Annotated in this window: 11 protein-coding genes; 10 read left to right on the top strand and 1 reads right to left on the bottom strand. The window is 37.0% G+C overall.

The genetic code is table 11. The features are described 5' to 3' along the window. Positions 1-29 precede the first annotated feature (29 nt). From QQS35_RS02325 to QQS35_RS02370, 10 genes are all read left to right on the top strand, one after another. Entirely contained in the window at positions 30-983 is a 954-nt protein-coding gene (locus QQS35_RS02325; protein ID WP_285930152.1) for an L-lactate dehydrogenase, read from the top strand. Positions 984-1,077: 94 nt separating this feature from the next. Next, on the top strand, positions 1,078-1,308 hold the full coding sequence (locus QQS35_RS02330; RefSeq protein ID WP_285930153.1) for a glutaredoxin family protein: 231 nt from the start codon (positions 1,078-1,080) through the stop codon (positions 1,306-1,308). A 247-nt stretch (positions 1,309-1,555) separates the two neighbouring features. Next, positions 1,556-2,584 (top strand): sugar-binding transcriptional regulator, encoded by a 1,029-nt coding sequence (locus QQS35_RS02335; RefSeq protein ID WP_285930154.1) that lies wholly within the window; start codon positions 1,556-1,558, stop codon positions 2,582-2,584. 34 nt (positions 2,585-2,618) lie between these two features. Further along, positions 2,619-3,626: a type I glyceraldehyde-3-phosphate dehydrogenase gene (gene gap, locus QQS35_RS02340; protein WP_285930155.1), complete on the top strand. Its 1,008-nt coding sequence runs from the start codon at positions 2,619-2,621 to the stop codon at positions 3,624-3,626. Positions 3,627-3,801: 175 nt separating this feature from the next. Continuing rightward, positions 3,802-4,983, top strand: a complete 1,182-nt coding sequence (locus QQS35_RS02345; RefSeq protein WP_285930156.1) for a phosphoglycerate kinase — start codon at positions 3,802-3,804, stop codon at positions 4,981-4,983. Between the two features lie 18 nt (positions 4,984-5,001). Then, positions 5,002-5,760 carry a triose-phosphate isomerase gene (gene tpiA, locus QQS35_RS02350; protein WP_285930157.1) on the top strand — a complete coding sequence of 253 codons (759 nt, stop codon included), beginning with the start codon at positions 5,002-5,004 and terminating at the stop codon, positions 5,758-5,760. Beyond that, positions 5,757-7,295: a 2,3-bisphosphoglycerate-independent phosphoglycerate mutase gene (gene gpmI / locus QQS35_RS02355; RefSeq protein WP_285930158.1), complete on the top strand. Its 1,539-nt coding sequence runs from the start codon at positions 5,757-5,759 to the stop codon at positions 7,293-7,295. The genes tpiA and gpmI overlap by 4 nt, the downstream gene beginning before the upstream one ends. A 29-nt stretch (positions 7,296-7,324) precedes the next feature. Continuing rightward, positions 7,325-8,611: a phosphopyruvate hydratase gene (eno, locus tag QQS35_RS02360; RefSeq protein WP_285930159.1), complete on the top strand. Its 1,287-nt coding sequence runs from the start codon at positions 7,325-7,327 to the stop codon at positions 8,609-8,611. 661 nt (positions 8,612-9,272) lie between these two features. Next, positions 9,273-10,307, top strand: coding sequence for an ABC transporter substrate-binding protein (locus QQS35_RS02365; RefSeq protein WP_285930160.1), 1,035 nt, complete (start codon positions 9,273-9,275; stop codon positions 10,305-10,307). 9 nt (positions 10,308-10,316) lie between these two features. Further along, complete coding sequence (locus QQS35_RS02370) at positions 10,317-12,356, top strand: iron ABC transporter permease (RefSeq protein WP_285930161.1); 2,040 nt, start codon at positions 10,317-10,319, stop codon at positions 12,354-12,356. Between the two features lie 208 nt (positions 12,357-12,564). Here QQS35_RS02370 and ptsP read toward each other — a convergent pair whose 3' ends face one another. Beyond that, entirely contained in the window at positions 12,565-14,280 is a 1,716-nt protein-coding gene (gene ptsP / locus QQS35_RS02375) for a phosphoenolpyruvate--protein phosphotransferase (protein ID WP_285930162.1), read from the bottom strand. Between the last annotated feature and the right edge of the window lie 3 nt (positions 14,281-14,283).

The following is a 14,283-nucleotide window of genomic DNA, read 5'->3' on the forward strand; positions in this document are numbered from 1 at the left end:
AACTTTTTTGCAAGGAAAGGATGGTTAAGATGAAAAACGGACTAACGAAAACGAGAAAAGTAGTTGTTATTGGAACTGGATTTGTAGGTTCTAGTTATGCATTCTCCTTATTGAATCAAGGGGTTGTCAATGAACTTGTCTTAGTAGACTTAAATCGTGAAAAGGCAGAGGGAGAAGCAAGAGATTTAAATCATGGCATGCCATTTGGTTCTCCGATGAAAATTCGCGCAGGTGATTACCAAGAATGTAGTAATGCTGATTTAGTAGTAATTACAGCTGGAGCAAATCAACAACCAGGTGAAACTAGATTAGACTTAGTTACTAAAAATGCAAAAATTTTCAGAAGTATAGTAAGTACCATTATGGATGTTGGTTTTAAAGGAATCTTCCTTGTAGCGACAAACCCTGTTGATATTTTAAGTCATGTTACACTTGAAGTATCAGGGTTGCCAAAAGAGCGAGTGATTGGTTCAGGTACTATTCTAGACACTGCAAGATTTCGTTATTTGTTAAGTGAACATTTCGAGGTTGATTCTCGTAACGTGCATGCTTATATAATGGGAGAGCATGGTGACTCAGAATTGCCAGTTTGGAGTCATGTCCAAATAGGAGGTATTCCGTTAAGTAGGTATGCAAATATTGAAAAAATCGAGGAAGACAAAGAAATGCAAGCCATTTTTGAAAATGTGCGCGATGCAGCTTACCATATCATTGAACGTAAAGGCGCAACATATTATGGAATTGCTTTAGGACTTGTTCGGTTAACAAAAGCAATTTTACATAATGAAAATTCAATTGTCACTGTATCAACGTTGCTAGATGGTGAATATGGATTAAAAAATGTATTTTTAGGTGTACCTGCGATCGTAAATGAATATGGTATTCGTCAGGTCGTTGAATTAGATCTAAATGAGAAAGAACAGAAGCAACTAGAAAACTCAGCTTCAATTTTAAAAGAGATGACTAACAAAGCACTAGGTTAAGTTTTACCAGACTAAAAAACTCCTCTATAATTGTATAGAGGAGTTTTTTTCTTTAATAATAAAAAAAGGATATTGGTAACAGGAGGCTTAGATAATGAAGCAAGTCATTTTATATACGAAAAAAAATTGCCCTTTATGTGAAGAGGCAAAACAACTGCTATTAATGTTACAAAAAGATTCAGTCTTTGTATTAAATGAAGTTGATATATATGAAGATGATAACTTACTTGAGAAGTATCAATTAATGATTCCGGTTGTAGAAGTTGATGGTATAGAGGTTGATTATGGGCAAATAAACATGGAACAACTGTTACAATATATATAAGGTACCTTCTATATTTTAGACAGATAATAGCTTATACTTCCATTGTCAAGCATATAGTGAGTAAATTAACACTGAAAAGGGAATAGTGTTAACAAAACCTTAACAAAAAATATGTAGAAATTAGTTGTGGTAAATACAGGCATCTGATACAATAATTAATGGAAAAGGTTTTTTTGCCGCTTGCGGGACATTATATGACTAGCAGGGACGCAATTATCCCAGGAGATTATATAAAAGGAGTTTACTCATGAGAGCATTGATAGATCTTCAAAAGAAATTATTCCCTGATCTGCTCGATGTCATGCAGCGAAGATACAAAATTTTGCATTATATTCACTTAATGGAACCAATTGGTCGAAGGAGTTTGGCTGATAACATTGATATGACAGAAAGAATTGTTCGAAGTGAAATTGATTTTTTAAACAAAAATGGCTTTATTGATGTTACTGCCAAAGGCATGCATTTAACTAGATCAGGCAATGATGTTCTTGATCAATTAGCAAACTTTATGAAAGAAGTTTCTGGATTTAGTGTTTTAGAACAACACATTAAGGATAAATTACAATTGGACCATGTAATTGTTATTCCAGGTAATAGTGATGAGCATGATTGGGTAAAACAAGAGTTAGGGAAAGCATGCGTACAATTTCTAAAATCAATGCTTAACTCAGATCAAACGATAGCTGTTACTGGTGGAACTTCAATGGCAGCTGTAGCTGAAGTGATGAAGCCGCTAAAGGGTATCAATAATTGCATGTTTGTTCCTGCGCGTGGCGGACTTGGCGAACGTGTGGAAAATCAAGCAAACACGATTTGTGCTGAGATGGCCAAAAAAGCAAATGGGCAGTACCGGTTGTTATATGTACCTGACCAACTGAGTGAGGAATCATATCAATCCATTATTGGTGAACCTTCCGTAAAAGAAGTTCTAGACCTAATTCATGAAGCTGCTGTAGTAATTCATGGCATAGGCGATGCAATTACAATGGCAAAACGAAGAAAAGCATCTGAACAAGTGTTAAAAAAGATAAAAGCGGGTAATGCAGTAAGTGAGGCATTTGGTTATTACTTCAATGATTACGGGGAAGTTGTTCATAAAGTTAGAACCGTAGGTATTCAATTGGAGGATTTGTCTGATACTAATTGTGTCATTGCAGTTGCTGGGGGAGAATCAAAAGCTAAAGCGATAATCTCTTACTTCAGACAAGGTAAAAGCAATGTATTAATAACTGATGAAGCTGCAGCAAATGAGTTAATAAGGGGATTTTCCCTTTAAATATATTTTTTTCAAAAACAAGGAGGAAACAAGAATGACTGTAAAAGTTGGTATTAATGGTTTTGGACGTATAGGTAGAAACGTATTTCGTCAAGCTCTAAAAAATAATGAGGTGGAAGTAGTAGCTGTTAATGATTTAACAGATGCAAATATGCTTGCTCACTTATTAAAATACGATTCTGTTCATGGGAAACTTGAAGAAGAAGTAACAGTAAACGGTACAAACCTAGTAGTAGCTGGTAAAGAGATTAAAGTACTTTCCGAGCGCGATCCTGCTAACCTTGGTTGGGGAGATCTTGGCGTTGAAGTTGTAATCGAATCTACTGGTCGTTTTACTAAGCGTGAAGATGCTAAAAAACACCTTGATGCTGGTGCGAAAAAAGTAGTTATTTCTGCTCCTGCTAATGATGAAGATCTTACAATTGTTATGGGTGTTAACGAAGATAAATATGATGCTGCTAGCCACCATGTGCTTTCAAACGCATCTTGTACAACAAACTGTCTTGCACCGTTTGCAAAAATACTTAATGACAAATTTGGTCTTAAGCGCGGTATGATGACAACTGTACACTCTTATACAAATGATCAACAAATTCTTGACTTGCCACACAAAGACTACCGTCGTGCACGTGCGGCAGCTGAAAACATTATTCCTACAAGTACTGGAGCTGCAAAAGCAGTTGCATTGGTACTTCCAGAATTAAAAGGTAAATTAAATGGTATGGCTATGCGTGTTCCTACTCCAGATGGTTCTCTTGTAGATCTAGTTGCTGAACTTGATAAAGATGTAACTGCTGAAGAAGTTAACGCTGCATTTAAAGAAGCTGCAGAAGGAAAACTTAAAGGTATCTTAGGATATAGTGAAGAGCCATTAGTATCTGCTGATTATGTTGGAGATCCTCATTCTTCTACTATCGATGCTCTTTCTACAATGGTAATGGAAGGTAACATGGTTAAGGTTGTATCTTGGTATGACAACGAAATGGGTTACTCTTCTCGTTGTGTAGACTTAGCTGTATTTCTTAAAAAACAAGGACTTTAAGTAGAACTTGAATAGAAATTAGTAATATTAGGGAAATGTAAGTGGGAGGGGGATCAATCCTCCTCCCATTTTGCATTAAACTATGTGCTCCTTTGGTTTTTCTTGTATAGTTTCTCGGGTGGAAATATACATAAAAGAAACATAAAATTAGGGATAAATACTAGGAGGCCGCAAAATGAATAAAAAAACAATTCGTGATTTAGCAGTTAATGGAAAGAAAGTATTTTGTCGTGTAGATTTCAACGTGCCAATGTCAGGTGGAGAAGTAACAGATGATACAAGAATTAAAGCAGCTCTACCTACGATTCAATATCTTGTAGACCAAGGAGCGCGTGTTATTCTTTCCAGTCACTTAGGTCGTCCAAATGGTGAAGTTGTCGATGAGCTAAGACTAGATCCTGTTGCAAAACGTTTAAGCGATTTACTTAATAAGACTGTTACAAAGACAGATGAAGTTTTTGGTCCGGAAGTGGATAAAGCATTAGCAGATTTAAATGACGGGGACGTATTATTAATAGAAAACGTTCGCTTTAATCCAGGTGAAACTAAAAATGATCCTGAATTAGCAAAAGAATTTGCTAAGATGGCTGATTTCTATGTGAATGATGCATTTGGTGCCGCACACCGTGCGCATGCTTCAACTGCTGGTGTTGCAGAACACTTGCCTTCTGCTGCTGGTCTTCTGTTAGAGAAAGAGCTTGAAGTATTAGGAAAAGCACTTTCTAATCCAGAGCGTCCATTCACTGCTATCATTGGTGGAGCAAAAGTAAAAGATAAGATTGGTGTTATTGATAATCTATTAGACAAAGTTGATAATCTGATTATTGGTGGTGGTCTAGCTTATACATTTATTAAAGCCCAAGGTCATGAGATTGGAAAGTCTCTTCTAGAAGAAGATAAAATTGATTTAGCAAAAGAATTCATGCAAAAAGCTAAAGACAAAGGTGTTAACATGGTATTACCAGTTGATGCAATTGTTGCAGATGACTTTTCTAATGATGCAAATACACAAGTTGTAGCTATCGATAGCATTCCAGCTGATTGGGAAGCGTTGGATATTGGACCTAAAACACTAGAAAAATACGCTTCAATCGTAAAAGATTCAAAGCTTATTATCTGGAACGGACCAATGGGTGTATTTGAGATAGAGGCGTTTGCTAAAGGTACAACAGGAGTAGCAAAAGCACTTGCTGAAACAGAAGGGTATACGGTTATTGGTGGAGGAGACTCTGCAGCTGCTGTTGAGAAATTCAATTTCGCTGACAAGATGGACCACATTTCTACTGGTGGTGGAGCTTCTTTAGAGTTTATGGAAGGTAAAGTACTACCAGGTGTTAATGTATTAAGTGATAAATAATTGAGGAGAGGTGTTAACATGAGAAAAAAAGTAATCGCGGGTAATTGGAAGATGAACAAGGTACTTTCAGAAGCAGAGAAATTTGTTGCAACTACGAAAGACAACATCCCTACGAGTGATAAAGTAGAATCTGTTATTTGCGCACCATTCCCATATTTAGCTGCATTGGTCGAAAGAGCTAAGGGTTCTGATGTGAAGATTGCTGCTCAAAACATGCACTATGAGGCGAACGGGGCATTTACAGGCGAAGTTAGTCCAGTGATGTTGAAAGACATTGGGGTTACTTATGTTGTAATTGGTCACTCGGAACGACGTGAATTGTTCGCAGAAACAGACGAAACAGTTAACAAAAAAGTTCATGCAGCATTCAATAATGCTTTAACACCAATCATTTGTGTTGGCGAAACACTTGAACAACGGGAAAGTAATGAGACGATGTCAGTAGTTGAGTTACAAGTGAAAAAAGCGTTAGAAGGTCTAAGTGATGCACAAGTACACGAAGTAATTATTGCTTATGAACCAATTTGGGCGATTGGAACTGGTAAAACTGCTTCAACAGAACAAGCAAATGAAGTTTGCACACATATTCGTGGTATTGTAAGTGAATTTGTTTCTTCTGATGCTGCTGAAGCTGTTCGAATTCAATATGGTGGAAGTGTAAAACCTGCCAACGTTGATGAATTATTATCTCAGTCAGACATTGATGGAGCATTAGTTGGAGGAGCTAGTCTTGAAGCTGATTCGTTCTTAAAATTAGTGGAGGCTGGTGCAAAATGAGTCAGGATAAATTAGCTGCACTCATTATTCTTGATGGTTACGCCATTCGTGATGAGGTAGTAGGTAATGCTGTTAAGCAGGCAAACACACCTAATTTTGATCGTTTTTGGAATCAATATCCACATAATCAATTGCAAGCAAGTGGCGAAGCTGTTGGTTTACCAGACGGTCAAATGGGTAATTCAGAAGTAGGGCACTTAAATATTGGTGCTGGAAGAGTTGTCTATCAAAGCTTAACAAGGGTAAACTTATCCATTCGTGAAGGTGACTTCTTTGAGAATAAAGTATTGGTAAATGCAGTAAATCAAGCGAAGGATAATAATAAAGCTCTACATGTATTTGGTTTATTATCTGATGGTGGCGTCCATAGCCATATCGAGCACTTGTATGCAGTATTAAAATTAGCTGCTAGTCGAGATTTGAAGAAGGTTTATGTTCACGGATTTCTAGATGGACGTGACGTTGGACAAAAATCAGCTAAAAAGTATATTAAAGCTGTCCAAGAGGTAATGGATGAGTATGGTGTAGGAGAAATTGCGACACTATCAGGTAGATATTACTCCATGGACAGAGATAAACGTTGGGACAGAGTAAAGAAAGCATATGACGCTATGGTTTACGGCCAAGGTCCGACTTACAAGGATCCTATGGCGCTAGTAGATGATTCATATGAGAATGGTATCTATGATGAGTTTGTTCTCCCTTCCGTTATGACTGATGAGCAAGGACAACCAATCGCTACAATTGAAGATGAAGATTCATTAATTTTTTATAACTTTAGACCAGATCGTGCGATTCAAATTTCTCGTACATTTGCTAATGAGGATTTCCGCGATTTTGACCGTGGGGATAAAGTTCCAAAAAACCTACACTTTGTTGGCTTGACTAACTTCAGTGAAACGGTTGATGGATTTGTTGCATACGAACCAGTTAATTTAGATAATACTGTAGGTGAAGTATTAGCACAAAATAACTTAAATCAATTACGTATTGCCGAAACAGAAAAGTATCCACATGTCACATTTTTCATGAGTGGCGGTAGAGAAAAAGAATTTCCAGGTGAAAAGCGAATCCTAATTGATTCACCTAAAGTAGCAACGTATGATCTTCAGCCAGAAATGAGTGCTTATGAAGTAACAGATGCATTATTGAAGGAACTTGATGAAGGTAATCAAAATGCTATCCTTTTAAATTTTGCTAACCCGGATATGGTTGGTCACTCCGGAATGTTAGAACCAACAATTAAAGCAATTGAAGTTGTTGATGAATGCCTTGGTAAAATTGTTGATAAAATAATTGAAAAAGGCGGGCATGCTATTATTACGGCTGATCACGGTAACTCTGATGAAGTAGTTTCTGTTGATGGAACACCGATGACTGCCCATACAACAAATCCTGTACCAGTAATTGTAACGAAAAAAGATATCGAGTTACGCGATGGTGGTATTCTTGGTGATTTATCACCAACATTGTTAGAATTATTACAGGTAGATCAACCAAAAGAAATGACAGGAAAATCATTAATTAAAAAATAATTTAGTTTATAAAAGGAGAGTATTAAACAATGCCATACATTACAGACGTTTATGCACGCGAAGTATTAGATTCCCGTGGTAACCCAACAGTAGAAGTAGAAATTTTCACAGAAACAGGAGCATTTGGTAAAGCACTAGTACCAAGTGGTGCTTCAACTGGTGAACACGAAGCAGTTGAATTACGTGACGGTGATAAAGAACGCTACCTAGGTAAAGGTGTTCTTAAAGCAGTAGAGAACGTAAACGAAATTATTGCTCCAGAATTACTAGGATTAGATGTTACTCGTCAAGTTGTTATCGACGAACTACTTATTGAATTAGATGGTACAGAGAACAAAGGTAAACTAGGTGCTAACGCAATCCTTGGTGTATCTATGGCTGTAGCACATGCAGCAGCTGATTTCCTTGGTGTTCCACTTTATACTTATCTTGGTGGATTCAATGCAAAAACACTTCCAACACCAATGATGAACATTGTAAATGGTGGAGAGCATGCTGATAATAACGTAGACATTCAAGAATTTATGATTATGCCTGTAGGTGCTCCATCTTTCCGTGAAGCATTACGTATGGGTGCTGAGATTTTCCATTCATTGAAAAAAGTTCTTAGTGGAAAAGGTCTTAACACTGCGGTTGGTGATGAGGGTGGATTCGCGCCAAACCTTAAATCAAATGAAGAAGCACTTTCTACAATCATTGAAGCAATTGAAGCTGCTGGTTACAAGCCAGGCGAAGAAGTTATGCTAGCAATGGACGTTGCATCTTCTGAGTTCTATGAAGATGGAAAATACAACCTTAAAGGTGAAGGTGTAGTTCGTACATCTGAAGAAATGGTTGGTTGGTATGAAGAAATGATTAACAAGTACCCAATTATTTCAATCGAAGACGGTCTAGATGAAAATGACTGGGAAGGTCATAAACTTCTAACAGATCGTATTGGTGATCGTGTTCAATTAGTTGGTGATGATTTGTTCGTTACAAACACAGTTCGTTTGAAGCAAGGTATTGAGCAAGGTGTAGGTAACTCAATTCTTGTTAAAGTGAACCAAATTGGTACACTTACTGAAACATTTGATGCAATTGAAATGGCTAAACGTGCAGGTTATACTGCTGTTATCTCACACCGTTCTGGTGAAACAGAAGATGCTACAATTGCTGATATCGCAGTTGCAACAAATGCTGGTCAAATTAAGACTGGTGCACCTTCACGTACAGACCGTGTTGCAAAATACAACCAATTACTTCGCATTGAAGATGAATTAGTTGGAACTGGTATCTATGCTGGTAAGACAGCATTTTACAACTTGAATAAGTAATTTATTTTATAAATACCCTTGCCATGTTACAATGGCGAGGGTATTTTTTGTGAGCTGTTTTCTAAAGTTTGTTGCTGGATACTTGATGTAAAGTTTGCACTAACTATTCTTAACTTTTATGCAGTGATAACTGAGTGGTAAAACTCCGTTCCGGCAGAATACTACGCTATCCACGGGCACGGCTTCAGCTAACTCAGAAGAAGATCACTTCTGAGTGGATCTTCAGCTCGCGCTATTCCCGTAGGAGTCTACGCATTCTTCCTTCACTAGTAATGATTTTCTAATTATAGTAAGATAAAACCCTGTAAAATCATTATATGGACTTTTTCTCTAATTTATAGAAAGCGAGTGTTTTTCCGTAGCGCAAGATCACCATTCAACTAGGAAAAAGTCCACAAAAGTTAAACTTAGTGCATACTCAATATAAAGTTTGAACATAAAAACAATTAATTAGCCTTTGTGTAAAAGGCTCCATGTCATAGTCCAAGCGTAATAAAATCTAGCTAATAGAAAACACTAATATTGAAAAAATATTTGACAAGGTAGATTATATTAGGTAATATTACACATGTGATAATGATAATCTTTATCAATTAGTGTTGGTATTCTATTTAATTAGCTGCCATTAAAAATAAAACATACATACAAGGGGTGGACAAAAATGAAAAAAGCAATTTTATTTTTAATTATCGGTCTGTTGGCAAGTGTAGTATTGGTAGCTTGTGGTAACGACGATACAGGAAATGAAACAACAGATGGAGAAACAGAAAATAATGGTGAAACAAATACGGAAGAAACAGAAGAAACAACGGAAGAAACAAGTGCTGTAACTGTTACAGATGCTTATGGAGAACAAACATTTGAAACAACACCAGAACGTGTAGTAGTGCTTGAATGGACTTACGCAGAGGATGTACTTGCTTTAGGTATCCAACCAGTTGGAATGGCTGATATTGAAAACTACCATAATTGGGTAAATATTGAGCCAGAGGTTGGGGAAGATGTACAAGATGTTGGTACGAGACAAGAACCTAATTTAGAAGCGATTGCTGAATTGAATCCAGATGTTATTATCACTGCTGGCTATCGTCACGAAGCAATTATGGATAGTTTAACAGCTATCGCTCCAACACTAGCATTTAACCCTTATCCTGCTGAAGGTGAAGGGAATCAATACGAGGAAATGACTACGACTTTTAATGAAATTGCTAAATTGTTCGGAAAAGAAGATCAAGCAGAACAGATTTTAAGTGATTTAGATACATCTTTTACTAGTATTGAAGAAGAAATCGAAGCTGCAGGTATCGAAAATAAATCATTTGTATTATCACAAGCATATAGCTCTGATAACAATCCTGTGATAAGATTATTTAAAGACAACGCGATGGCAACAACAATTATGGAAAAAATCGGTCTAGAAAATGCCTATGAATCAGAAGGATTCCAAGTGTACGGCTTTGATGAAGCAAGTGTTGAAGTATTACAAAATTTCCAAGATGCACATTTCTTTTATATTGTTCAAGACGAAGACAATGTATTTTCAAACCAGTTAGCTGGAAACCCAGCATGGGAAAACCTTGGTTTTGTTCAGGAAGAAAGAACATACCAACTACCAGGAGATACGTGGACATTTGGTGGACCACTTTCTGCACAAGTTTTTGCAGAACAAATAAAAGAAGCATTAATACAAGAGTAGTGATAATTAATGACTAGTTTACTTACAAACAATTGGATTAAAACGGTTCTTACCTTTGTGGGAGGAACCGTCCTTTTGTTTTTTTTATTGTTTATACATATTAATCAAGGAAGTGTGAATCTCTCACCAACCGTCGTGTTACAAGCAATATTTGCACCACAAGATATATTGGAGCACCACACCGTTCGATATTTGCGATTACCAAGAGCAGTGATTGGTATTTTAGCAGGTGGAGCACTAGCGGTCTCAGGTGTAATTTTACAGACGATTACAAAAAATCCACTATCATCTTCTAGTACGTTAGGCATTCATTCGGGGTCTTACTTTGCTGTTGTTTTCGCAACGATTTTTATACCCGCTTCTCTTCAATTGAATGGTTTATTTGTAGCATTTGTCGGTGGTGTACTTACTGCCACACTTGTCTATGGCTTGGCAGGTAGTGCAACAGCCAATCCTGTAAGAATGGTTTTAGCCGGTATGGTTGTTACAATCATGTTTTCATCGTTTACCTCATTACTACAGATTTTTTATGAAAATGAAACAGCAGGTTTATTTTTATGGGGCTCAGGCACCCTTGTACAAAATAATTGGGACGGTGTTACCTTTTCATCACCTTTTATTTTATCAGGAGTTTTAGTAGCTTTGTTGTTAGCAAAGCAATTAGATATCTTTCGTTTAGGGGAAGATGTTGCCTCGTCATTAGGTCAAAATGTATCGCGACTTCGTATTATTTCATTATTAGTCGCTGTATTTTTAACAGCAGTAACGGTTAGTGTTGTTGGTCCAATCGGTTTTGTTGGATTAATTGCGCCACATTTAATTAAATTACTAGGCTATCAAAATCATTATTTGTTGATAATAGGTTCTTTTATATGGGGAGCAAATGTATTGCTAGGGGCCGATGTACTTGCACGAATTGTGGACCCATCTTTCTCAGAATTACCGGTTGGTGCGATTACTGCATTCATTGGTGCACCATGGTTGATTTGGCTCGTATTAAGAAAACAAAACAGGCAATATGGTGAAAAAGGTAGTGCTATGCTTGCAGGCCGATTAAAATTACCAATGTCATCAAGTTATGTTATTAGTATTTTATCGGTTGGATTAGTCCTATTGATTGTAATAGGTGCATCTACAGGTAACTCAGGGATCCAAATTAGATCTAGTATGGTCGCGATGTTTGGTGGTTCTAATGACTTTATAAGGGATATGATATTAACTATTCGAATGCCTAGATTATTTGTAGCAGGATTTAGTGGTGCCTTACTCGCGATAAGTGGTTATATCTTTCAAGGAGTATTGCGAAATCCATTAGCTGATCCATCTATCATTGGAATTACATCTGGTGCAGGTGTTGGCGCCTTAATGGTACTCTATATTTCTGGCCTGTCAGCAGTATTTGTCCCACTTGGCGCGTTTGTTGGAGCGATTGTGGCATTCTTAGTTGTCATGGGGTTGTCCTATCGTGCTAATTTCCAACCTACATTATTAGCATTATTAGGCATAGGTATTTCTGCATTTGGATCGGCAATTATACAAATACTTGTTGTTCAAGCTGACATGTCTGTAGCATCAGCGCTAACATGGTTATCAGGTACGACATATGCAAAAAGCTGGAACGAGTTATTCTCCTACTTATTATGGCCGATGGTTATTGTAGTACCTATTTTATATTTTCAAATTAGAAACATCGATACACTTTCATTAGGTGACGATACTGCAAAAGGCTTAGGCATGAACGTTATGAATACTAGGTTCTTGATGGCATTATTAGCATCTTTACTAGCGGCAGCTAGTGTTGCTGCAGTTGGTACAATAGGTTTTGTAGGACTAATTGCACCACACGTAGCGAGGATGTTTCTTGGACCGGGTCATAAACATTTACTACCCACTACAGCTTTGTTAGGAGCCGTATTTTTAGTAATTGCTGACATTCTTAGTAGAACATTAATTGTGCCTAAAGAAATCCCATCAGGTATCATTGTGGCCTTGATAGGTGCACCGTACTTTTTATATATTATGTATAGATCAAACCAAATAAAAAAATGATTTAAACAAATAACTAATAACAATTAAGTCAAATAAGACAGTACAATTAATTGCGCCGCATTTTGCGGTGCTTTTTGTTTTAAAAATAAATTAGAGGGGTTAGTTTTGAAAATAAGCTAACAGGTGTGATTATTTTCAAAAGGGAAATTCGTACGAAATATAAACTTAAAAAGTAAAAAACCCTCACTATCGCAGTGAGGGTTAACTATTATTGATTTGTTTTTTCTCTTACAAACTTTTCAACTTCATCTGCTGTACTCATAGATAGGAGTTGGTCTTTGTAAGAAGCTAAGTCTTGTTTAGAAAGATCTCTAATTTGTGTACGTGCAGGTAGGATGGAAGTAGCACTCATACTAAATTCGTCTAGACCAAGACCTAAAAGAATTGGGATAGCAATCGAGTCGCCAGCCATTTCTCCACACATACCAGCCCATTTACCTTCTGCGTGAGCTGCTTCGATAACATTATGAACCAGGTTTAGTATTGCTGGATGATAAGGTTGATATAGGTAGGAAACACGCTCATTCATACGATCAGCAGCCATAGTGTACTGAATTAAGTCATTTGTACCAATACTGAAGAAGTCTACTTCTTTAGCAAATTGGCGTGCAATGACAGCTGTTGATGGTATCTCAACCATGATTCCAACTTCGATATCATCAGATACGTTAATACCTTCATTTTTAAGGTTGTCTTTTTCTTCTAAAAGAAGAGCTTTTGCTTGACGGAATTCATCTAACGTAGCAATCATAGGGAACATAATCTTTAAATTGCCATATGTACTCGCACGTAGTAATGCACGTAGTTGAGTACGGAAGATGTCATCACGTTCCAAACATAATCGAATAGCACGGAAACCTAAAAATGGATTCATTTCCTCTGGAAGCTTCAAATAACTTAGTTCTTTGTCTCCACCTATATCCAGTGTACGAACAACAACAGGTTTGTTACCCATTTGCTCTAAGACAGATTTATAAGCATCGAATTGTTCTTCCTCTGTTGGAAGTTCGCTCTTACCCATGTATAAAAACTCCGTACGGTAAAGGCCAACACCTTCACCACCATTGTTCAATACACCAATAACATCTTCAGGAGTACCAATGTTCGCTACTAATTCAACGTGCACATCATCAGCAGATACCGTTGGCTCATCTTTAAGTTTAGCCCATACTTGTTTTTGTTTTTCAAAATCTTCTTGTTTCTTTTTGTAACTAGCAATTTCATCTTCACTTGGATTTAAAATTACTTGGCCGTCAATTCCATCGACAATAATAAGATCATCTTTCTTAACGTCTTTTGTAACTGTTTTTGTACCTACGACTGCAGGTATTTCAAGTGATCTTGCCATGATGGCAGAGTGGGATGTACGTCCACCGATATTTGTAGTAAACCCTTTAACAAATTGCTTGTTTAACTGAGCCGTATCAGATGGAGTAAGATCTTCCGCAATCACAACTACTTCTTCATCAATGAGAGCAGGATCTGGGAATGTAACTCCAAGTAAATGTGCCATTACTCGTTTGGTAACATCTTGAATGTCAGCTGCTCTTTCTCTCATGTACTCGTTGTCCATTGCTTTAAACATGTCGATAAACATATTTGCTGTTTCTTCAAGCGCAGTCTCTGCATTAACAGCATCTGTCTTGATTTTATCCTGAATCGGATTGATCATTTCTGGATCACTTAGAACTAGTAAGTGTGCAGAAAAAATCTCAGCATGTTCATCACCAAGCGTTTTTCGTGCATTTTCTTTAATCTTTTCAAGCTCTTGTTTAGAAATATCTAACGCTTGGTGCAGGCGTTCAACTTCTGATTCTGGATTATCTATTTTCTTTTTTTCAAAAGAAAGGTCGGGACTTGCCAAAATGTACGCTTTAGCAATGGCAATCCCGCTTGATGCTGCTATTCCATTAATGTTACTCATTAA

The organism is Aquibacillus rhizosphaerae (assembly GCF_030282825.1).
In the GTDB taxonomy this organism is placed as follows: domain Bacteria; phylum Bacillota; class Bacilli; order Bacillales; family Amphibacillaceae; genus Aquibacillus_C; species Aquibacillus_C rhizosphaerae.